Source organism: Psychrobacter immobilis (assembly GCF_904846285.1).
Taxonomy (GTDB): Bacteria; Pseudomonadota; Gammaproteobacteria; order Pseudomonadales; family Moraxellaceae; genus Psychrobacter; species Psychrobacter immobilis_D.
In genome coordinates this window covers 111,851-134,859 of the sequence record NZ_CAJHAD010000003.1, presented here as the reverse complement: position 1 = coordinate 134,859, position 23,009 = coordinate 111,851, and the positions used below count along the sequence as shown (strand labels likewise).

The window sequence follows — 23,009 nt, the reverse complement described above, 5'->3', positions numbered from 1 at the left end:
TAGTTAGTTAGCAATGCTGCTCTAGAAAAAGCCTCTGACGATATCGTTGGAGGCTTTTTTTTGAGTGCTGTCTATTATAAAAGTCTACTTTTTAGCTTTTAACCTCCAAGTTTTAGCTTCTAACCTTTATAAAATGGTTATAAATTATAAATAATACCCACCAAGCGCTATTTTTAAGGCCGTTGTTATGCTTACGACCAATCAAACTTTTCAAGGAACCTTAGCAGCAGTATCATCCAGCTTTTTATTTTCACTGATGTTCTTGTTTGGGCTATTCATGTTGCCTTTAACGGGAACACAGGTGGCGTCATGGCGCGTGCTGATGATGTTATTGAGCTTGCTGATATTGGTCGGCTTTACTAAGCAGTGGCAACATGTTTTTGATTATCTAAAAACCTTAAAAACCCCGAAAGAATGGCTGATATTCATATTGCCCACACCGATATTGGGTGGACAGATTTGGCTGTTCATGTGGGGACCGGTCAATGGTTTTGGTCTTGATGTCACCTTGGGTTATTTTTTATTGCCGCTAGTGATGATAATACTGGGGCGCTTTTTTTATCATGAGCATATGAGTGCGTTACAGTGGTTAGCAGCGTTATTTGCGGCACTGGGAATTGGCTATGATATTTTCCAATATGGGACGGTATCGTGGGTGACGTTATTTGTATGTTTGGGTTATCCGCCTTATTATCTGCTGCGGCGTAAGCTTGCCGTACCGCCGATTACTGGTTTGCTATCAGATTTAACTTTGCTGACGCCAGTAGTGCTTATCATGCTATATAGCAGTGGTGGATTTAGCGTGGCGGCAGAAAACATAAAGTTTTGGTATTTATTGCCGCTACTTGGTGCTTTTAGTGCATTGGCGATGTCGCTGACTATGGTTGCCAGTAGTAAGCTGCCAGTGTCATTATTTGGCGCTCTAAGTTACGTAGAGCCGATGCTATTGTTTGTCTTATCTATCACGGTTTTAAACCAGAGCCTCGATGAAGGCGGGTCGTTATTTATGTATGGCATGATTACTTTGGCGTTATTTATCATGATTGGCGATAGTGTAATGGGTTATCTCCGTCGCCGCCGTGATAATCATTTGCATGGCTATCGCGAGCCACAAGTGGGCGGCTTTCCTCCGCGTCGCCGCTTGATAAACCGCCGCATAGACGGGGTGCTAACAGCGCACCGTTTCCGTAAGATGCGTCGTTATCAAAAAAAGATGGATAGAATAAAGCGTAAAATTTAAGCGTTGCACACTAAATAATACTTGCTGCTTAAGTAAATTGGTTTTGACTGGGTAAGCATGATTCTTTGCTATTACTCTACATAGTTTCTGTGTTAAAGGGGCGTCAATTGCGTTATTATCGACAGCAGTGCTGCCACGCTTAATAAAGTTTATTAATACAATGCGTGGTAGCAAGTATAAATGGTATTACTTACTCACCCGATAACTTTAATGATTTTAATAGCTTTAATAATTAGGACGGCTTATGTTACACCTTCATCATTTAGCAAACTCACGCTCGTTTCGTATTTTATGGTTACTAGAAGAACTTGGCGTCGATTATCAACTGACTTGCTATGAGCGCAATAAAGCCTACCGCGCACCTGACAGTTTAAAACAAATACATCCGCTCGGTCATGCGCCAATGTTGGAAGTAAATGACCGTGTGCTCATTGAGTCAGGATTTATTATTGAGTATTTGCTTAAGCATTATGATACTGAGAAAAAATTTAAGCCGGCGGATGACAATGAAGCGGCGTGGGAAGCGTACACGTTTTGGCTGCATTTCGCTGAAGCGTCAGTGATGCCGCCATTGGTCATGCGTTTGGTATTTACCAAGGTGGTTGAGCAGTCGCCGATGCTTATCAAACCTGTGAGCAAAAGCATTCGCAATCAAGTCGAAAAAAGTATGATTAGCAACAGTCTAGATGCCATATTGGCTATGCTGGAGCAGCATCTACAAGACAATCATTGGTTTGCAGGCGCTGAATTTAGTGCTGCTGATATTCAAATGCATCTTGCGGTTGTCGGTGCCAATGCTGGTGCCGGTTTAGATAGTAGTAAATATGCCAATATCTTAAATTGGCTTAAACGCTGTGAAGAGCGCGATGCCTTTAAGCGTGCAGAAGAAAAAGGCGGTCGTTTAAAGTTTTAAACGCGGCACATTTAATCGTTAATAAATCACTGATTTAATATTAAAATAAAAGGTTTTGTTTATTTATAAACAAAACCTTTTTTAGGATAAAAAATGACAGACTTGCATAAATCAAATGACGAAAATACCGATATCAATTTTGATGACGATATTAATACCGATACTAGCATTGCTACTAAACAAGCAATAAAGACTACAGATACTAATGTGAATAGCCAGCAAGTATCAATCAAAGCTTGGTCACAAAAATTGCTGGTAGTGATTTTATGTGTTGCCAGCTTTTATGGCGGCTGGAAATCTTATGAGTCCAATATGGTCAATGAATGTACGGCCAATGGCGGGCAAATGATTGAAGGTCAAAGAACCCTGCTATGTCAGTCGTTATAGAGCATAAGGATTTAGATATAAGAGCTTGCCTATGTTAAAGCTGACCTTTTTGGGCACCTCAGCAGGGGTGCCAACCAAGCAGCGTAATGTCACAGCGCTTGCCATCGAGTGCTTGAATCCTTATAGCACGGCGGCAAATCAACAGCAAAATAAAAAGTCGCGTCCTTGGGTTTTGATTGATTGCGGTGAAGGTACACAGCAGCAGTTATTGCATACCAAGTTGTCTTTACATCAACTGACTGCGATTTGTATTACCCACGTGCATGGCGACCATTGTTATGGTCTGCCAGGGCTGCTGGCGAGTGTGGCAATGTCAGGACGTACTGCAGCGCTGACGCTTATTGCGCCAAAAGCGATAGTCACATTGCTTGAGGCCATTACTGTAACGACTGAACTGTACTTTCCATTTATTATTAACTTTATGGCGATAGAAGATTTGCTGTCTCAGCCAGATAGTAAAAATAGAGGACAGGTAACGATCAGCTTAGACAATCAGCATCAGTTGGTTATAGATATTCATCCTTTATCACATCGTGTCGCCTCTTACGGTTTTGGACTTACGCAAACTATCAGCCGACATACGCTTAATACTGATAAATTAACAGCAGCAGGTATTCCAGCAAGCGCACTGTGGGGCAGACTGCAACAGGGCGAGGATGTTATAGCTGAAAACGGACGTAAGCTTTATTCAGCAGACTATATTAATAATGAAAGCCAACGTACTCGGGTAGTGATTGCAGGCGATAACGATACGCCAGAATACCTAAGCGCTGCGGTAGTTGATGCAGATTTACTGGTGCATGAGGCCACTTATACGCATGAGGTGTTAAATAAGATTCAGGCAAAAAATCCAGACTTTGATCCGATGCATAGCAGCGCACAGCTGGTAGGTAGGTTCGCTCAAGAAAACAGCCTTAAGAATTTAATCTTGACCCACTTTAGCGCTCGCTATCAAAGCTTCGATAATCCAAATAGTAATACACCCAATATGGCGCATATCCGCTTGGATGCCCAAAGTACTTATGCAGGCAATCTATGGTTAGCAGCAGATTTCGATCAATATATGGTAAATGGCGCAATTGAGGCAGTAGATTTGATAGGTGAAGAAGAGGGTAGCCGCGTGCAGTATTTAGGCTCTGCACGCGTTTATAAAAGATAATTTTTAGTCAATATTTAAGATTGATTGTCCTCAGCCGCTAATCTTGTCTGTCCTATCCAGTAGCGGCTAAACTGATATGCTACGCGTCCCGAACGTCCGCCGCGCTCCGATGCCCAACGTAATGCCGCTGCTCTAATATTATCAGTTAGCGTCTTATTTTCTTCTTCTTCATTATTACTTTCTTCGTCATTCGCATTATCTAGGCTGAGATTTGATGAAAGTGATAAATAATGGCGCACGATGTGTAAGTAAGTGTTTTGATCCATTGGATGAAAGGACAACCATAACCCAAAGCGATCAGACAGCGATACCGTCTCATCAATGGTTTCATAAGGATTGACCTCATCGGTTTGACTATTATAAATATTGATGTTGTCTTTCATCAGCTGTGGCAAAAGATGACGGCGATTACTGGTGGCATAGACCAGTAGTTTGTCTTGCTCTGAATCTAGCGAGCCGTCTAAGACACTTTTTAACGTCCGATAACTCTCATCTTGACCGTTAAACGCCAAATCATCACAGTACACCACATAGTGGCAACCACAATCCGCTGGCAGCGCATTAATGGCGGCACGTATCTTATCAAGTACTCGCAGGTCATCACGGGCAATTTCAATAATACGCAGTCCTTCGCTATGATAGGCTTGTAGCAATGCCCGGATTAGCGATGACTTGCCTGCGCCACGTGTGCCTGTCATCAAGACGTGATTGGCAGGATAGCCTTTTAGAAACTGCCGTGTGTTCTGTATCAGTTTTGCCTTTTGCGTATCAATACCATGCAAGTCATCTAAACTTAAAAACAAGTTAACAGCCAGCGGCTCTAGATGCCCCTGATGACCGCCAACCCAGCGATAGGCTAGCTGTTCAGGATTAATCTCAATAGTTGGCGTGACCTGCTCTTGTAGATACTGCCCAAGTAAATCCAATAAATGGTCGGGCAAGGCATAATTCATAACGGGTTTGGGTGATTGAGACATAAGACTTGGTTACTCATAAAGAATTAAGATGACATTTGGCATATTAGATAGAGGCATCACTTTACCATGAAAAATAGTGCCAGTATTCCCTCTACAATACAAGCAGGTGCAAAACAAGCCTTACAAACGCAAGCGCAGCAAATTTTGCCAGTACTGACTGGTTTATTCTTAGATTGGCATTATAGCGAGATAGCTCACCAGCGTATCAGCCAGCAAACTCATAATAGTGAGATTAATTACCAAGGGCTAACGCGCGGCCAACATCCACAATTTGGGCAGGTAATGGTTAAATGGCAGTTAAGTACTGATGCCAATCAAAACTCGGCTGATTTAATCCATGAAGCTAGCATTTTAAAATCTATAAACAGTTTATCCAACAATCAAAACAGCCTTACCGCTATCGCTCCACCGATATTAGCCTACGATAACTTCACTATTCAGATACTAAAACCGTCTTCGCAGCTGATTATATTGGTCATGCCTTATTATTCCAATGGTAGCTTGGCAACTCAGCTTAACGTTCGAAATCATTCGTTATTAACCCTTCAACGAAAGCATCAGTTTATTGTGCAATCTGCCCAGCTTATAGCCAATCTACATAACGCTGGTTGGTTACATAATGATATTAAACCCAGTAATATTTTGCTAGATGGTTTCATGCCAAATCATGCGGATAATAGGAGTATCATTCCTAATTTATTATTGACCGATTTTGCCTTAGCTGAGCCAATTAGTAAATCAGTAGGAGCTAGTCTTGCTGGTACGCCCGCGTATCTTGCGCCTGAGCGCTGGCAAGGGCAGGGCGCAACGGTGCAAAGTGATATTTATGCATTTGGAGTAATGATAACTGAGATATTAGTAGGCGAGCGACCATTTAATACAGACTCACTAAATGATGAGCCGTTAAGAGAATGGGCTATTCAGCATTGCCAACAGACTACTCCAACCTTACCGTTAGAATATAGTCGTTATCAAGGTATTGTTGATAAGGTATTGGCGAAGCAGGTTCAAAAGCGCTATCAAAGTATGAAAGAAGTTTTGAGGGATTTTTAATGATTAAATAATAGGTAAAGCGTATTATTGATAGTATTGATAGTATTGGTAGAGCTGCTCAACAGATTTATCATTAACAACGATTTGACACTGAGCAAACTGAGTATTAAAAGCATCTCTCAATTTATGAACCTGATCGATATTTATTTTGTCAGTATTAGAGTAATAATTTTTTGTGCCAATAGCATAGATGTTTAATGTGTTTAACGCCTCATCACAAACCTCAAAAGGTGCAATCGTGGGCAGACGATTCACATTCACATTATCGATGATTCTATAGGTATTGCTTATGGTGCTTGCTAATAATTTGTTATCTTGGTTAGCAGTCGCGCTTTCCATTCCCTTTTTTAGAACGGTTAATTTTTCTAAAATTATCTCTGCATCGTGATGAAAGCCACTAAATTTATCTAAGCTCATCATAATCTTGGTATTTGAGTCTGTATCTACACCAGATGAAATGTCAGCTGAAGTAGCGGGTTTATATAAACTGCGAAGCCCGACAAGACCACCTGCTAATATCACTAGTAGACCTATCGTTAGCCAAAATTCTTTATTCATCGTTTTAAACCAGTCATTTTGTGCCTCTAATAGATGGTTTGATTTGCGCTAATGGCAGTCTTGTTAAGGATGATACTATTTATGAGATATCGGTATTTTACATAAATCTCGAACACAAAAAAACCTGCTCAAAGGCAGGTTTTAATATTTGGTCTAAGATGTACTATCCGAAAATGGTGGGGCTGGAGAGACTCGAACTCTCACACCTTGCGGCGCCAGAACCTAAATCTGGTGCGTCTACCAATTCCGCCACAGCCCCATTTTCGTTACTCTATCATCAAAAGCAGTTAAATTCAAATGCTATCAAGATAGTTAACTGATTCGGTAGTGCGTCTCAGTGGTTGGCTATTATATAGAGTTTGAATGGTTTGGCAAGCCCTATTCGTGATTATTTTTAATTATTTGGCAATTAATTTTAATGCTTTCTATAAATTATTGATATTACTAATATTTTAATTCGGCAGTTTGTGGTTTTAATTCCAATTATTTGGTGCTTCTGATGCGGTAATCTCTAATTGCTGCAATTTACGCGTCAAAGTGTTGCGTCCCCAACCAAGTAAGTTAGCGGCTGCTATCTTTTTGCCACCACTATGGTTTAAAGCAGCCTTAAGCAACACACGTTCAAATTCTGGCGTTGCGGTTTGCAAAATATCTGTTTCACCAGTTTGCAGAGACTGCTCAGCCCATATGGCAAGTGCCTGCTGCCAACTCTGGTTTTCATTAGTTTGGCTGACTTGATTGTTTTGAACGTTTTGCTCGTTTTGATTGGGACTATACACGCCATCACTGTGCTGCTGATTTTGAGTGGTTTCTATTACGGAAAGATTTTGCTGTGGATGCGGTTCTTGAAGCGAGAGCGTATTTTCAAGCAGCTCTGGTGGTAAATCCTCGACCATGACCGTATCGCCCGTTGCCATCACTGTCAACCAAAGGCAGACATTTTCAAGTTGACGGACATTGCCACGCCACTCAAAAGATTGCATCACCTGTAGCGCCGTCGGATGAAGGTGCTTTTCAGCGCTATTCATCTGTTTAGCGGCGCGTAGCATAAAATAATTGGCTAATGCTGGAATGTCTTCAGGTCGTGTCCGTAATGGCGGTAATGGCAGACGAATCACATTGAGGCGATAAAATAAATCCTCACGGAATTTGCCTTTTTTGACGAGCTCTTCTAAGTTTTGATGGGTGGCGGCAATGATGCGTACATCTACTTTGACCGGCTGCTGTCCGCCCACGCGAAAAAACTCACCATTGGCCAGTACGCGTAGTAAACGCGTCTGGGTGCTATACGGCATGTCACCGATTTCATCTAAGAATAGCGTCCCGCCGTCAGCTTGCTCAAAACGACCTTGCCTAGTCGTCGTTGCGCCAGTAAACGCGCCTTTTTCATGACCGAATAACTCGGATTCAATCAAATCATGTGGAATTGCTGCCATATTAAGAGCAATAAAAGGTTGCTGCGCTCGCGGAGAGTGCTCATGGAGTGCGCCTGCAACCAACTCTTTACCCGTACCTGACTCACCAGTAATCAAGACGGTAATAGGTGAGTGTGCTAAGCGCCCAATAGCACGAAATACCGTCTGCATCGCTTGTGATTGACCAATAATGCCGCTGGGATTGCTATTAGTTTGGGGCTTGGGTTTTTCCTGAGCTTTATTTTCAGCAGCTTTAGGGGGTTTTCTAGCTGATTTGGCTACATTTGGTTTGCTTTCAGGCTGTTCTTTGGTATCGGTACTTACATTGGTATTAGACTCGATTGAATGATTTGATACGACTAGATCCGGCTGATAATTAATGGCTTTATAAATCGTGGCGACCGAGTCATCTAAATCAAAGGGCTTGGGCAGATATTCAAATGCCCCAGTTTGATAGCTACTGATAGCAGAAGTAAGATCAGAGTGAGCTGTCATAATGACAATTGGCAGCTTAGGAAAGTGCTGATGTACCCAATCACTAAAGGATAGACCGTCCATCATAGGCATACGAATATCGGTCAATATCACATCTGGTAGTTGGTCGGCTGCTTCGTTTTGCTGCAAGATATCGTTCAGGCATGTCCACGCGGCTTGCGCTTGGGTAAAGCTGATAACGTTGAGACCGGCATCTTCAAAAGTATCTGCCAATACCAAACGCAGCGCCGCATCATCATCGATAAGCCATAACGTTGCTGGATTATCATTAGGCGCGTTATTCACGGTGACCCTTGAAATTTGCTCATTGCTCGTAAGGTGTTGAGTATCATTATACTGAGTCATGTGTTTCGCCTAATAAGCAGTGAGAGGAGGGAGGTGGCAGCATTAACTGGCAGCGATTGGCTGCTGAAAAGGTACGTAAAGGGTAAAGCGGGTCTGACTGTTGTTGTAATTATAACTGGGATTATCGCTTTGTGATGAATTTGAGCTGACGTCAATCATACCATGATGGCGGCTGATGATATCTTGTACGATAGATAAACCAAGCCCAGTACCGGTAGCGCGACTGGTCACCATCGGGAAAAATATCTGACCAATCAGCGCATCATCTATTCCTGAGCCGTTGTCAGTAATGGTGATTTGTAAGACCTGCTTATGCTGTTGGCTACCGATGGTATGTTGAAAGGCAACCCGCGTTTGAATATGCAGTTTTGGTTGATAGCTATCATCAACGTCAAGATAACTTTGCGCAATATCTGACGCCAAGTTATTGGATATGGCTGGTACGTTTTGCTGCAGCGTTTGCTTAAACTCAGTCATGGATTCACAAGCATTGTTAATAAGGTTTAAAAACACTTGGATTAATTGATCTTTATCAGCGCATAACTCAGGCAATGACAAATCATAATCACGCTGTAGCGTCACTTCTGGATATTGATTAACTATTAAAGCTAGAACATGCTCTAACGGCTCATGGATATTTAGCATTTGCCATTTTGGTAACTGACTTGAGCCAAGGAACTGCCCAATCAACTGGGTCAAACGGTCGGTCTCTGAGATGATGATATCGGTATAATTACGGAGCTTTGCTGCGTTCTTTTGCAGGTTGTTACTACGCTTTGAATCGGTATTTTCATCGCTGATAGCAGCGGTAGCCTCTCTGTCAAAAGCAGACATATCACTAAACTTGATAAATTGACGCTGCAATAATTGCGCCGCACCGCGAATGCCCGCCAATGGATTTTTTATTTCATGGGCGACCGAACGCAGCATATGACGAGCCACACTATATTGTTGCTGCTGGCGCTGTTCTTCTGAAATACGGCTCTGACGATCCTTGCCCCACATCTCAATAATAAAATAAGGATGCTGCTCATAAATGACAGGCGTCACGCTATAATCTACGGATAGTATGAGTCCGCCATTAAGCTGGGTGTGGATGAGGTGGTCATGATCGATAAAGGGTTGTTGATATTTCTTTGCTTGAGAAAATCGCTCAGTCAAAGAGCAAGTTTTATCTTGTCGATTGTTACTAATAAGACTATCTTTTAACGTTAACTCATCGAGCGCAAGCAGCGTCAGTATTGATTGATTAAGCAGGCGTCCACTACTGATAGCCAGTAACTGTTCAGCTTGGGCATTTAGCCAAGTGATAGACAGTTCATCGTCAATCCATAAGATAGCTGTAAATAAATGCTGTGATATAAATGTCAAATCTGGTGCCGGTTTTTCGGTGATCAAATCAGCTGTCATGAGGGCTGCCTAGAGTAAAGAGGTGCGCGATATAATATTTAACCATAAATCAACACTATAGCGCGGCAAAACTGGCGGTTTTTGCAAAAAAAACGTACAATGCGCACAGCCATTTTTCTATAGCAAGGTCAGCCATGCCCAAAACTTATACCGAGTCGCTTAATACGACTATTGCCACTTCACAGCCAGCTTCTACATCATCAGCTTCTATGCCAAAAGACACTGCCACTATTTTTAATCCTGCCAAGCCGACCGCAACGTCCGCGCAAAGCTCGACTGACAGTGTTCAACCTTACCACCATAAAGCCAACCATAATCAAAACCGTAGCATTGAACAAAGCAGCGATGTGGTTGCAGTGGCTTCAGCTAAAGCGACAGCAGCGACTATGAATGCGCCAGTGAACGCAGCGCCAAAGATTGGCTTTGTGTCGTTAGGTTGTCCAAAGGCCTTGGTCGATAGTGAGCGCATTATCACGGAACTTAGCCGTGACGGTTATCAAGTGGCCAGTGATTATGAAGGCGCAGACTTGGTCGTGGTCAATACTTGCGGCTTTATTGAGTCGGCAGTGCAAGAGTCATTGGACGCCATCGGTGAAGCGATTAGCAAAAACGGTAAAGTGATTGTCACAGGTTGCCTAGGTAAAGAAGAGGAAAAAATCCGTGCCATGCACCCAGCGGTGTTAGCTGTGACCGGCGCGCACGCTTATGATGAGGTGATTACCGCTGTAGCGCAGCATGTGCCTAGACCAAACCGCAGTCAGGATGCTAACTACGATCCAAAAATAGATTTGATTAATGAGGCGGGTATCAAATTAACGCCAAGCCATTATGCTTATCTAAAAATATCGGAAGGCTGCAACCATCGTTGTACCTTCTGCATTATTCCAAGTTTGCGCGGAGATTTGGTCTCGCGTCCGATTGATAGCGTGATGAATGAAGCCATGGCGCTTAAAAACGCTGGTGTAAAAGAGTTGCTTATTATCTCGCAAGATACCTCCGCTTATGGGCTGGATTTGAAATACAAAACCAGCTTTTGGAATGGTATGCCGCTAAAGTCGAAATTTTATGACTTATGCCAAGCGTTAAATGATTTGGGTATTTGGGTACGTCTGCATTATGTTTACCCTTATCCGCATGTCGATAAAGTAGTTGAGCTGATGGGCGAGAAGAAGCTACTGCCTTATCTCGACATTCCGTTTCAGCATGCCAGTCATCGCATCCTAAAAGCAATGAAGCGCCCAGCGCATAGCGAAAATACCTTGGCGCGTATCAAAGCGTGGCGTGAGATCTGCCCTGATATCGTTATTCGCTCAACCTTTGTGGTTGGTTTCCCAGGTGAGACGGAAGAAGATTTCCAATGCCTGCTTGATTGGTTGTTCGAGGCGCGCCTCGATCGCGTCGGTGCCTTTACCTATTCAGAAGTTGAAGGTGCGGTCGCCAATGACTTGCCAAATCATGTGCCTGAAGCCGTCAAGCAAGAGCGCTATGAGCGTTTGATGACGCTACAACAAGATATTTCAGCACAGAAACTACAAGAGAAAGTCGGTAAAACTCTAATGGTATTGGTCGATGAGATTGATAGTGAAGAGGGTATTGCGATTTGCCGTAGTTACGCGGATGCCCCAGAGATTGACGGTCATGTATACGTTGATGAGATCACTGCCCAAGTCAAAGTTGGTCAATTCCTAACCGTCACGATCGATGACGCTAGCGAGTATGATTTGTTTGCCAGTTATAAAGGTTAGAAAGCCATAACGATAACCGAGTGAAAATTGCCCAATCGCGGGCAGTTTTTGCTACAATTAGCGCAATTTAGCCTTTTTACCCGTTCGTCATAAATCATGGTGCTTTTTATAGTGCTTCGGGTTATGGCATAGCGGGTAAATCCACAGGCAAACTCTATTTGTATTTTACCGCTCATTTTAATTATAATTTAATGCTAACAAGGTGACCTCATGTCTGACAAAAACCCGCGTTACTCTCGTATCTTGCTAAAACTCTCTGGTGAAGCCTTAGCTGGTGGCAAAGAGATGGGTATTGATAGCGAAGTGCTCGATAAGATGAGCTTATCTATCGCCCACTTGCGCGGACTTGGGGTACAGGTCGGTATCGTCGTTGGCGGTGGTAACTTATACCGCGGTGCTCAGCTACAAAAAGAAGGTTTGGTCGGTCGGGTGACTGGTGACCAGATGGGCATGCTTGCCACTGTCATGAATGGTTTGGCAATGCGTGATGCGCTTGAGCGTCGCAATATTAAGACACGTTTGATGTCAGCTTTGCCAATCGGTGAAGTCACTGAAAGCTATAGCAGCCGTAACGCCATTCGTTATTTAAAAAACGGCGAAGTTTGTATTTTTGTTGCGGGCACCGGCAATCCTTTCTTTACTACCGATACTGCTGCTTGCTTACGTGGTATTGAAATCGAGGCGGGCTTGATTTTAAAAGCGACCAAGGTTGATGGTGTCTATGACAAAGACCCAAGCCTACATGCTGATGCCAAAAAATATGATGGCTTAACCTTTGATGAAGTGCTCGAGCAAAAACTTGGTGTAATGGATTTAACGGCGATTGCCTTATGCCGTGAGCACAATGTACCGCTACAAGTATTTGATATGACCAAGCCTAACGCTTTATTAAACGTTATTATGGGCGAAAATGAAGGCACCCGCGTTTATCATTAAGCTTAAGCATAGGCTTTATCATTTATGTGAATATGAAGTTACTGATGTATTAAGCATCGGCATTTGAATAAGATTTATACCTAACAGCTTTATACCTAACAATAATGAATGATTTGTCGCTCGCGATAAATAAGGATACCTAATGATTAATGAGATTAAGAAAGACGGTGAAGCGCGCATGGCAAAGACGCTAGAGGCGCTTGAGAGTACCTTTAGCAAAGTACGTACTGGTCGTGCCCATCCAGGTATGCTATCTGGTGTGATGGTCAGCTACTACGGTGCAGATACGCCATTAAATCAAGTGGCGAGCGTCAACGTCGAAGATTCACGTACGCTATTGGTGCAGCCGTTTGAGCGTACTATGGTACAAGCGATTGACAAAGCCATTCGTGAGGCAGACTTGGGCTTAAACCCGATGACCGCTGACGTGATTCGTGTACCGATGCCAGCATTGACTGAAGATACACGCCGCGATATGCAAAAGCTTGCTCGTAGCGAAGCTGAAAACAGCCGCGTTTCTATCCGTAATATCCGCCGTGATATGATGAATGATATTAAGGATTTGGCGAAAGAGAAAGAAATTTCAGAAGATGACGAGCGCCGCGCCAGTGATGACATTCAAAAAATTACTGATAAATATATTGAGACTATCGATAGCCGCTTAAGCAAAAAAGAAAGCGATTTGATGGCAGTATAAGCGATACATTTCTTATTCAATTGAAGACGATATGCTATTCATATTTTTCTATAAAAGAACAGCCAATACTAAATGGTGATTGGCTGTTTATTGCTTTATAAGAAATTAAGCTTTTATTTTGCCATAAACCTTATATACAAGATTTTTTAATACGTATATGTCTTTTAATACGTGTAAGTCTGTTAATAATTCTTTGGCAAATAGGCAATAATTGTTGCAAGGCATAAATTTAGTTCGTGTACCATCACTTTACCCAAATAACAAGCAAGTTAGCCTATGTCTATTCCAGATGCTTTAACTCCCGCTCTTCTTCCTCGTCATATCGCTGTCATCATGGATGGCAACAACCGTTACGGTAAAATCAATCATTTAGGCAAAGGTCAGGGACACATCGCTGGTAAGGATGCGCTAGATCCTATAGTCGAATACTGTGTCAGTACGGGTATTGAAGTGCTAACCGTCTTTGCATTTTCTAGTGAAAATTGGCAACGTCCACCGAGTGAGGTTGCGCTGCTGATGCATTTGCTGAGCTTAACGATTAATGAGCAATTGCCGCGTATGCTCAAATATAGCATTCGCCTGCGTTTTATCGGCGATCGCAGCCAGCTTAGCGAAGCTTTGCAAGCTTTGATGCTAGATGCTGAGGCAAAAACGGCTGACTTTGAAGCTATGACATTAGTCATTGCGATTAGTTATGGCGGTCAGTGGGATATTGCTCATGCCGCCAAACAGTTAGCACAGCAAGTCGAAGCGGGTAATTTACGCGCGGAAGATATTAATAAAGAGATGCTCGGTGAATATGTACAATTAGCCGACGCACCAGCGGTCGATATGTTGATACGTACGGGCGGTGAATACCGTCTGTCGAACTTCCTATTATGGCAATCTGCCTATGCTGAATTGTTCTTTACCCAAACACTGTGGCCAGATTTTAAAGTAGCAGAGCTGGCTGCAATGATAGCAGAATTTGCTCAGCGCCAAAGACGCTTTGGCAAAACGAGCGAACAAGTGGTGATCGAGCAACAAACTCATTAAGACGAGCGCAAGCAATAGCGACTGTAAAAATGATAGGTTAAGAAGTTCTAGTAATTTGAATTACACTTGTTTGGTTAATGATAAGCTGTTTTAATGAGCGGTAATCATGATTAATGGGCTATTATGGTTCATTGTCATAATGGCTGATTGTGATTCATTATTATGATTCATGATTGTGGCTCATTATTATAGTTCATGATTATGATGCATTTTGACCAAACATTCTTCGTTATATAAGGCTCGATAAGTATGTGGCAACGAATCAAGACGGCAATTGTTCTCGTTATTATCGTTGGTATTGCAATGTTTGCGAGCCAAACCCCTATTTTATTTGCACCGCTATTAGCGATCGGCGTCATTATCGCCGCCCACGAGTGGACCAAGCTGATGCCGAAATGGCAGCAGCCGGCGTTATTTGTACTCTTGGTTTTAGCACTGACCATCGTCTCGCTGATGTTTAAAGTCACTTGGCTGTTTTGGTGGGTGGCGTCACTGGTCATCTGGCTGATGGCGCTGTCTTGGGTGCGGGTATTTCCCACTCATACCAACTGGTACGGTAAAAAATTAGCATTGATGGGTGCGGTGATATTAACCGCTGCCATTACTGCCATGTTTTACTTATGGCAGCTATCAGCATGGTGGCTGCTGTATGTATTCTTATTGGTCTGGTGTGCCGATAGTGGTGCATATTTTGTTGGGCGTAAGTTCGGTCGCCGCAAAATGGCACCAAATGTCTCACCGAATAAAAGTATGGAAGGCCTGGCAGGCGGCTTAGTCACAGGTTTGCTTGTGGTCATCGTCATCAGTGTCTTTAAACTACAATTGACTGGTGTGCCATTAATCGCTTTTGTAGCCTTGTCGGCGTTAACGATTTTAGCGTCCGTATTGGGCGATTTGTTTGAGTCGATGCTCAAACGCCGCGCTGACGTTAAAGATTCTGGAACAATTTTACCGGGGCATGGTGGTGTATTAGACCGCATTGATTCGCTATTGTCTGCCACACCGATATTTGCACTGGGCTTTTGGGCGATACAGCAGCTTGGTTTAATTGTCGTATAACAATAAGTAGTCTAAGAATAAAAAGCTATCAGGCTAAAAATATAAAAACAGCTAAGGCTTACATATTTGATAGCGATTAAGCTGCCTCTTATTAGGTTCTATATCTTATATTTATTGTCTCTATCTCTCACTTAATTTCACCGTATTATAGGCACAGATGGTTATGACCCAACGCATCGCCGTACTAGGCGCGACAGGCTCGATTGGCGATAGCACGTTAGCAATATTAGCGGCGCAACCACAGAACTACGAAGTTTATGCCTTATCAGGCTATCACCGTTTAGATAAGTTACTGGCACTCTGCCAGCAGTTTTTGCCAAAACGCGTCAGTGTGCCGACAGCAGCGGTCGATGGTTTCGCTCAGCGTCTTAGCGCAGCAGGTCTCGATATCGACGTGGTTGGCGGTGATGCAGGGCTAGTCGATATTGCAACTGACACGCAAACTGATACTGTCGTTGCGGCTATCGTAGGCGCAGCCGGTCTGCCTTCTACTTTAGCTGCCGCACGCGCAGGTAAGCGCATCTTATTGGCTAATAAAGAAGCATTAGTCATGGCAGGGAAAGTCATGATTAATGCGGTTAAAACACATCATGCGACCCTGTTACCGTTAGATTCAGAACACAATGCGATTTTTCAATGTTTACCATTAGCGATTCAACAAGACAATACCCAAGTTCACAAGCCAGCTCATGGTGTGCGTAAATTATGGTTGACGGCATCTGGTGGGCCATTTTTGCAGCAGTCTTTTGCACAGATGCAGCAAGCAAGTGTTGCAGAAGCGGTCAAACATCCTAATTGGTCGATGGGACAAAAAATATCGGTTGACTCAGCAACGATGATGAATAAAGGGCTTGAGCTGATTGAAGCTTGCCATTTATTTGATTTGCCAGAAAATAAGATAAATGTGGTTATTCATCCACAAAGTATTATCCACTCAATGGTAGAATATAGCGATGGCAGCTTCTTAGCGCAGCTAGGCAGTCCCGACATGAAGACGCCCATTGCCCATGCGCTCAGTTATCCTGACCGTATCGAAAGTGGTTCGCAACCATTGGATTTATTTGCGTTAAATGGTTTAGAGTTTATTGAACCTGATTTGCAAAAATTTGCCTGTTTGCGTTTGGCAAGGCAGGCCATGCAAGCGGGTACGCAGGCCACGATTGTGTTAAATGCTGCTAATGAGATTGCGGTAGCGGCCTTTTTAAACGGGCAAATTCGTCTAACAGATATTGCGGATATTAATAACCAAGCATTGAATGAGATACAAGTGCCGTTATTAAATGAAACGGCCGATATTGAAGACATTTTGTCGATTGATAACCTAGCGCGTCAGCATACATATAAGCTGGTGGCAAAGTTGGCGTAGTCGTATTAAAAGTCAGCTATTTGACAAGCGCTGTTAAAAAATGCTGTTAAAAGTGATGTTGATAAGCGATGCTAAAAAGTACGCGAAGAAGTGATGGTTATAAATGATGTTAAGAGCTAATACTGAGAAAAGATGATGACGTTTTTATTAACGCTGCTTGCGGCAATATTTGTCTTAGGTCCGCTCATCGCCCTGCATGAGTGGGGGCATTACATTGTCGCGCGTCTTTGTGGTGTTAAGGTGCTTACCTATTCTATCGGCTTTGGTCCCAAACTCTTTGGTTGGACCAGTAAAAAAAGCGGCATTGACTATCGCATCTCGGCGCTACCGCTTGGTGGATATGTTAAAATGCTCGATGAGCGTGAAGGCGAAGTCGCAGCAGACGAGTTGCATCTGGCCTTTAATCGTCAACACCCGCTGAAGAAAATTGCGGTTGTCGCCGCTGGCCCTATCATGAATTTTGTCATCGCTATCGTGCTGTTTTGGGTGTTATTTATGACCCCATCTGAGCAATTAGCGACAAAGATAGGGCAAGTATTACCCGACACCCCTGCGGCTATAGCGCAGTTGCCTATCGGTGATAAAATTGTTGCGATTGATGGTCATGACGTGCAAACGTGGGAAGGTATTAATTATCGCCTTGCTGGGCGTATGGGCGAGACGGCTAATGTAAGCGTTACTTTGCAATCAGAAGTAGATAAAGGTACAACCAAGACCTACCAAGCGCCTGTTAAAGAGTTTATGCAAGGCGCTGCGCAAGGCAAAGATGCGTTATCAAGCTTTGGTATGATACCGTGGCAACCAAACATCGCACCGATCGTTGGCGATTTAACGCCTGATGGAGCAGCCAGTCGTCAAGGTTTGCAGGTTGGCGACCGCATTACTGCTATTAATGATGAACAGATTAAAGACTGGATCAGCGCTACGCGTGTCATTCGCGATAGTCCTGAAACTTTGCTCAATTTCACCGTATTGCGTGACGGCAAACAGGTTCGGTTATCCATCATGCCGCAAGGTAAAAAAGACAATTTAGGTAACGATTACGGACAAATTGGTGCTATGGTGGCAGAGTCTGAAATCGTCATTCCTGATGCCTACAAAACCACTGTCGTATATGGTCCGGGCGAGTCACTGGTTAAGTCATTCCAGAAGACAGAACAATTAGCGGTGATGACTGTTAGCTCAATGGGTAAGATGCTGTCTGGCATGATTGGTCTAGAGAATTTATCAGGTCCGATTACCATTGCTAAAGTTGCCAAACAAAGCTTTGATATTAGCTGGCAGATGGTATTATCGACAGCAGCTTTAATAAGTTTAAGCCTAGCCGTATTGAATCTTTTGCCTATTCCAGTTTTAGATGGTGGCCATATTGTCTACTATCTTATTGAGCTGATACGCGGTAAACCACTCTCTGAAGGCGTGCAAATGGTAGGTCTTAATATCGGTTTACTCTTGCTGGCAGGTTTCATGGTGTTAGCAATTGGTAATGATATCAGTCGGCTATTTTGACAAAAGATACGGCACTTTGATAACTAAGGTGCGATAGATTAATGCTTGTGTGCTTCTCTAGGGCAAACCATGAGAGCGATACGGCGTTTATTTTCTAATATCGCTACTATACTAATTTCATTTTTTAGTTTATTTTATGATGCGTTTTATATAAAGTGTCCTGAGTCTGCCATGAGTGCATAAATGATTGTGTGCGAAATAGGCTGGACAAGATGTGCTTTTTACCTTAACTTAAGCAAGTTTTTTATTGACGGATAGTGTTTATGCGTACGCCTTTATTTATGAGCGCGGCTGGGTTGCCGTTAGTTGTAGCGATGATGAGTATGCCGGTTCAGGCTGCAGAATTTGTGGTCACTGACATCGGTTTCAATGGTCTACAACGCCTAACTCCTGATAGTCTCTATCCAGTTTTACCGATTACGGTGGGTGAGACGGTTAATGATAGTAGTTTGGCTGCCAGTATTAAGGCGCTATATGCGACTGAAAACTTCGCCGATATCCAAAGCCGTGTCGAAGGTGGCAAGCTACGTTTTGATGTTGTCGAGCGTCCTATCATCGCTGAAGTAAACTTTGAAGGCAATAAACTCATCCCAAAAGAAGGGCTTGAGCAAGGTCTTGGTAACGCGGGCTTATCTGTCGGCGATGTACTTAAGCAAGCTACCTTGCAAGGTGTTGCCAACGAGCTACAACAGCAATATATCAGTCAAGGTTATTACAATAGCAATATTGAAGTCGATCAAACGCTGCTAGATGGCAACCGTGTCAAGCTTGACGTGCGCTTTATTGAAGGTAAGCCTGCTAAAGTAGTCGATATCAATATCATTGGTAATAAGCACTTTAGTGATGAAGATATTAAGGACGTTTTTGCGGTAAAAGAGTCGTCATGGACACGTCTGCTATCTAAATCTGATCGCTATGCCAAAGAAAAATTAGCAGCCAGCTTAGAAAACCTTAAAGCGCTTTATCAAAATGATGGTTATGTGCGTTTTTCAGTAGACAATGCTGTTCTCAATATAAGTGAAGATAAAAGCAGTGTCTTTATCGAAGTCAGCTTGAGTGAAGGTGAACAATATCAGTTTGGTGAGGTGAACTTCTTAGGTAAGCCAACTTTTGATAACAATGAGCTAAAAGAGCTGGTCACGTTTGCGCCCAATGAAAAATATTCACAAGCCAAACTTGATGCCACAACTGCTGCACTCAAAAGTCGCTATGGCAATGAAGGCTATTATTTAGCCCAAATTAGACCGGTTCCGCGTATCAATGATGAGACTAAAGTAGTCGATGTCGATTATTATATTGATCCTGCGCGTCCTATCTATGTTCGCCGTATCAACTTTACGGGTAACATAAAAACTCAAGATGAAGTATTGCGCCGTGAAATGCGTCAGTTAGAGGGTACACTTGCCTCTAGTGATAAAATTCAGTTGTCACGTACACGTTTGATGCGAACGGGTTTCTTTAAAGGCGTTAACGTCGATGTCAAACCAGTACCTAATCAGCCAGACCAAGTCGATGTGAATTATGTGGTTGAAGAGCAGCCTTCTGGTAGCTCAACCATTGCTGCCGGTTACTCACAAAGCGGCGGTGTAACGTTCCAGTTAGACTTGACCCAAAATAACTTTATGGGTACTGGTAACCGTGTGAAAGCAGCACTATCACGTTCTGAGACGCGCGATTCTTATAGCTTAGGTTATACTGACCCGTACTTTACAGAGAATGGCGTATCGCAAGGTGTCAGCGCTTATTATCGTGAAACCAAGTATGATGACAGAAACGTTAGTAACTATGTTACCGATGCTTATGGTGCCACTCTTAACTATAGTTACCCTGTTGATGAAACCAAACGCGTCAGTGCGGGTCTAAATATTGATAATACGACCGTACGTGGTGGTAGCCGTCTTGGTGTTTCAAACGTGCAGCAAATCATTGACGATGGCGGTACATTTGAAAACTTCACTGACATTGAACGTACTGGCTTCAAAAATGATTATCAAAGCTATAATCTATTATTTGGCTGGGATTACAGCACCTTAGATCGCCCCGTATTTCCAAATAAAGGCATGAGCCATACGGTCGATGCGACCATTGGGCTTGGGGATGCCAGTTATCAAAAACTGGTCTATCGTGGCAATGTCTATTATCCTTTCTATAAAGATTGGGTAGCACGCGGTTATACTAAGCTTGGCTATGGTAATGATTTACCGTTTTATGAAAACTTCTATGCTGGTGGCTACGGTTCGGTGCGTGGCTATGAAGCGTCAACGCTTGGTCCTAAATCACAAAGTTATAATGATGCTGTGAATCCTGATCCTCAGGTACGTTTCAAAGACGAAGAGATTGGTGGTAATGCGCTCGTTAGCTTCGGTACCGAACTGATTTTACCAATGCCATTCAAAGGCGATTGGGCAGATCAAGTACGTCCAGTAATATTTGCTGAAGGTGGTCAGGTATTTGATACGACCGATAAAGAAGATCGTAACTTTATTGACCCTAATGGCAAGCCTACTATCAATCCAGATGGAAGTTCTGTGAAGTTGTTGACTCAAGATAACAGCTTACGCTTTAGTGCCGGTTTAGGTGTCACTTGGTATACACCTATTGGTCCAATTTCACTCAGTTACGCGGTGCCTATCGGTGATAAAGAAGGCGATGAGACTGAAAAAGTTCAGTTCCAAATTGGTAATACTTTTTAGTCTAACCAATCCCTGTAAAATCATTTAATTGCTTTGGTTTATGTAAATAAGTAAATTAAAAGTCATTTAAATTTTAGCGGTCGCCAAGATGATATCTCAACTTGGCGACCATCTTATTCATACTGACACTTATAGCAATATACTAATAACAATTATGATAACGATTGAGCAACTCATCACTCGGATTGAGCAGCGTCAGCCTGTTCTTAACAAGGCTGAACTTAGCGCTGCGCAATTATGTCTACATTTAGACGGTATTGGTAATTTAACCACTGCCAATCCGCAGCAATTAAGTTTTTTAGCCAATCCGCATTATATTCCTAGTCTAGCTAATAGCCAGGCAGGGGTTGTGCTTACCACGGCAGAACATCGTGATAAAGTAGGCCTGAATACCGTTGTATTAATCGTTGCTGCACCATACTTAGCCTATGCTAGCGCTAGTCAGCTTTTCGCTTATCAACAGCCCTTTATGAGTGGTATTCATCCAAGCGCTGTAATAGCCGAAAGCGCCGTAATTGGTAATGGGGTGACTATTGGACCTTTTTGTGTCATTGGTGAACAAGTACAAATTGGTGAACGTAGTGTGCTTGATGCAAATGTGGTCATCGAATCGAATACCACTATTGGCACCGATTGTGTCATCAAGTCGCAAGTGATGATCGGGCATGATTGTGTGCTTGGTAATCATGTTAGATTGCATGCAGGAGTTAGCATAGGGGCTGAAGGTTTTGGTTTTGCGCCTACGAGCAATCCTAGTATCACAGGTTGGGAGCGTATCGCTCAGCTAGGACGCGTGGTGATAGGTGACCATGTAAGAATAGGTAGCCAAACCTGTATTGATCGCGGCGCTATTGACGATACGGTGATTGGCAATCATGTTATTATTGACAATCTTGTACAAGTTGCCCATAACGTCCGTATCGGTGACGGTACTGCCATTGCGGCGCAAACTGGCATTGCGGGTAGTACAACGATTGGCAAACGCTGCATTATCGGTGGCGCTGTTGGCATTACCGGTCATATTGACATTACCGATGATGTGACATTGTCTGGCATGACTATGGTGACCAAATCCATTACAAAGTCGGGCTCGTATTCTTCTGGAACAGCCGCCATGCCGACTGCCAATTGGCGCCGTGCGGCGGTACGTTTTCGCCAGCTTGGGCGCGACTAGTACAGCGCCATTAATAACTGACAATAAGTGCTTAATTAATACGACATTCAATTATTTATAGAGTTTAAAAACACAGCAATGCTTAAAAAAGCAAAGCTTAGGATATAGCAAGGAAGCGCCATTATGAGCACGACTGATATTGATAGACCTAGTGATGAAGATATTAAAAGCTTGGCCGAACAAGGCTTAGCACTGCCATTAACTTATCATACACTGAAGCATTATCTGCCGCATCGTTATCCTTTTCTGCTAGTAGATAAGGTGATATCTTGTACACCTGGCGAATGTATTACTGCTATAAAAAATGTGACCATTAATGAAGAGTTTTTTAATGGCCATTTTCCTGATCAGCCGATTATGCCAGGCGTATTGATGGTTGAGTCAATGGCTCAGGTGTCAGGGGTTCTTGGTTTTATTAGCGCAGGATTGACGGCAGAGGATGGTTATCTGTATCTGTTTGCCGGAGTGGATAAGGTGCGTTTTAAGCGTCAAGTTATTCCTGGTGATCAGCTGATTATCCGTGCAAAAACGGTGATGCAAAAGCAGGGTATTTATAAATTTGATTGTACCGTCCATGTAGAAGATGAGCTTGCTGCTAGTGCTCAAATTATGATTGCACGTCAGGAACAATAGAATACACTGACGAATTGTGCGTACAAGTTTGTAAGATTAGCTAATTGGTAAAAGCAGCTAAAACTTGTCGTCAATAAATATGATGACAATTATATCTGTATTTTAGACAGAACCGGTTTGTTAGGCACAATCGCATTTTTACACAGAGCTGGTATTAGGATAATTCCTAAGGTTAAACTGGCCGTATTGGTTTTACTATTTACTCGCATC

Annotated in this window: 19 protein-coding genes and 1 tRNA gene; 15 read left to right on the top strand and 5 right to left on the bottom strand. The window is 43.0% G+C overall.

Annotated elements, in window-relative coordinates; translation table 11 throughout:
- The first annotated feature begins 187 nt into the window (after positions 1-187).
- The 4 genes from rarD to JMX13_RS03535 all read left to right on the top strand — a co-directional run bounded on the left by rarD (position 188) and on the right by JMX13_RS03535 (position 3,699).
- Complete coding sequence (gene rarD / locus JMX13_RS03550; RefSeq protein WP_201609577.1) at positions 188-1,240, top strand: EamA family transporter RarD; 1,053 nt, start codon at positions 188-190, stop codon at positions 1,238-1,240.
- 244 nt (positions 1,241-1,484) lie between these two features.
- Complete coding sequence (locus JMX13_RS03545; RefSeq protein ID WP_201609576.1) at positions 1,485-2,153, top strand: glutathione S-transferase; 669 nt, start codon at positions 1,485-1,487, stop codon at positions 2,151-2,153.
- A gap of 93 nt (positions 2,154-2,246) precedes the next feature.
- Entirely contained in the window at positions 2,247-2,540 is a 294-nt protein-coding gene (locus JMX13_RS03540) for a hypothetical protein (protein ID WP_201609575.1), read from the top strand.
- 31 nt (positions 2,541-2,571) lie between these two features.
- The gene (locus JMX13_RS03535) at positions 2,572-3,699 is read left to right on the top strand and encodes a ribonuclease Z (protein WP_201609574.1); all 1,128 of its coding nucleotides are present in this window, start codon (positions 2,572-2,574) and stop codon (positions 3,697-3,699) included.
- A 14-nt stretch (positions 3,700-3,713) separates the two neighbouring features.
- Here JMX13_RS03535 and JMX13_RS03530 read toward each other — a convergent pair whose 3' ends face one another.
- Entirely contained in the window at positions 3,714-4,676 is a 963-nt protein-coding gene (locus tag JMX13_RS03530) for an ATP-binding protein (protein WP_201609573.1), read from the bottom strand.
- Between the two features lie 66 nt (positions 4,677-4,742).
- On the opposite strand from JMX13_RS03530, the gene JMX13_RS03525 reads away from it, so the two are divergent.
- On the top strand, positions 4,743-5,729 hold the full coding sequence (locus tag JMX13_RS03525; RefSeq protein WP_201609572.1) for a serine/threonine-protein kinase: 987 nt from the start codon (positions 4,743-4,745) through the stop codon (positions 5,727-5,729).
- 24 nt (positions 5,730-5,753) lie between these two features.
- Here the strand turns inward: JMX13_RS03525 and JMX13_RS03520 are convergent, their stop codons facing one another.
- The 4 genes from JMX13_RS03520 to JMX13_RS03505 all read right to left on the bottom strand — a co-directional run bounded on the left by JMX13_RS03520 (position 5,754) and on the right by JMX13_RS03505 (position 9,952).
- Complete coding sequence (locus JMX13_RS03520) at positions 5,754-6,287, bottom strand: hypothetical protein (RefSeq protein ID WP_201609571.1); 534 nt, start codon at positions 6,285-6,287, stop codon at positions 5,754-5,756.
- Between the two features lie 174 nt (positions 6,288-6,461).
- Positions 6,462-6,546 (bottom strand) — tRNA-Leu (locus JMX13_RS03515).
- Positions 6,547-6,760: 214 nt separating this feature from the next.
- On the bottom strand, positions 6,761-8,542 hold the full coding sequence (locus tag JMX13_RS03510) for a sigma 54-interacting transcriptional regulator (protein WP_201609570.1): 1,782 nt from the start codon (positions 8,540-8,542) through the stop codon (positions 6,761-6,763).
- Between the two features lie 42 nt (positions 8,543-8,584).
- A complete protein-coding gene (locus JMX13_RS03505) occupies positions 8,585-9,952 on the bottom strand; it encodes a two-component system sensor histidine kinase NtrB (protein WP_201609569.1) in 1,368 nt (455 codons plus the stop codon).
- A gap of 134 nt (positions 9,953-10,086) precedes the next feature.
- Here JMX13_RS03505 and rimO point away from each other — a divergent pair, with 134 nt between their 5' ends.
- The 10 genes from rimO to fabZ all read left to right on the top strand — a co-directional run bounded on the left by rimO (position 10,087) and on the right by fabZ (position 22,799).
- Complete coding sequence (gene rimO / locus JMX13_RS03500) at positions 10,087-11,697, top strand: 30S ribosomal protein S12 methylthiotransferase RimO (RefSeq protein WP_201609568.1); 1,611 nt, start codon at positions 10,087-10,089, stop codon at positions 11,695-11,697.
- 210 nt (positions 11,698-11,907) lie between these two features.
- Entirely contained in the window at positions 11,908-12,633 is a 726-nt protein-coding gene (gene pyrH / locus JMX13_RS03495; protein ID WP_201609567.1) for a UMP kinase, read from the top strand.
- A gap of 142 nt (positions 12,634-12,775) precedes the next feature.
- Positions 12,776-13,330 (top strand): ribosome recycling factor, encoded by a 555-nt coding sequence (gene frr / locus JMX13_RS03490; RefSeq protein WP_201543433.1) that lies wholly within the window; start codon positions 12,776-12,778, stop codon positions 13,328-13,330.
- A 276-nt stretch (positions 13,331-13,606) separates the two neighbouring features.
- A complete protein-coding gene (uppS, locus tag JMX13_RS03485; RefSeq protein WP_201609566.1) occupies positions 13,607-14,365 on the top strand; it encodes a polyprenyl diphosphate synthase in 759 nt (252 codons plus the stop codon).
- Positions 14,366-14,614: 249 nt separating this feature from the next.
- Entirely contained in the window at positions 14,615-15,424 is an 810-nt protein-coding gene (locus tag JMX13_RS03480; protein ID WP_201609565.1) for a phosphatidate cytidylyltransferase, read from the top strand.
- A gap of 157 nt (positions 15,425-15,581) precedes the next feature.
- Positions 15,582-16,790, top strand: a complete 1,209-nt coding sequence (gene ispC / locus JMX13_RS03475; RefSeq protein ID WP_201609564.1) for a 1-deoxy-D-xylulose-5-phosphate reductoisomerase — start codon at positions 15,582-15,584, stop codon at positions 16,788-16,790.
- Positions 16,791-16,925: 135 nt separating this feature from the next.
- On the top strand, positions 16,926-18,299 hold the full coding sequence (rseP, locus tag JMX13_RS03470) for an RIP metalloprotease RseP (RefSeq protein ID WP_201609674.1): 1,374 nt from the start codon (positions 16,926-16,928) through the stop codon (positions 18,297-18,299).
- 263 nt (positions 18,300-18,562) lie between these two features.
- Positions 18,563-20,992, top strand: coding sequence for an outer membrane protein assembly factor BamA (bamA, locus tag JMX13_RS03465; protein WP_201609563.1), 2,430 nt, complete (start codon positions 18,563-18,565; stop codon positions 20,990-20,992).
- A 154-nt stretch (positions 20,993-21,146) separates the two neighbouring features.
- Positions 21,147-22,166 (top strand): UDP-3-O-(3-hydroxymyristoyl)glucosamine N-acyltransferase, encoded by a 1,020-nt coding sequence (gene lpxD, locus JMX13_RS03460; RefSeq protein WP_201609672.1) that lies wholly within the window; start codon positions 21,147-21,149, stop codon positions 22,164-22,166.
- Between the two features lie 123 nt (positions 22,167-22,289).
- Positions 22,290-22,799, top strand: coding sequence for a 3-hydroxyacyl-ACP dehydratase FabZ (gene fabZ, locus JMX13_RS03455; protein ID WP_227679142.1), 510 nt, complete (start codon positions 22,290-22,292; stop codon positions 22,797-22,799).
- Positions 22,800-23,009 lie beyond the last annotated feature (210 nt).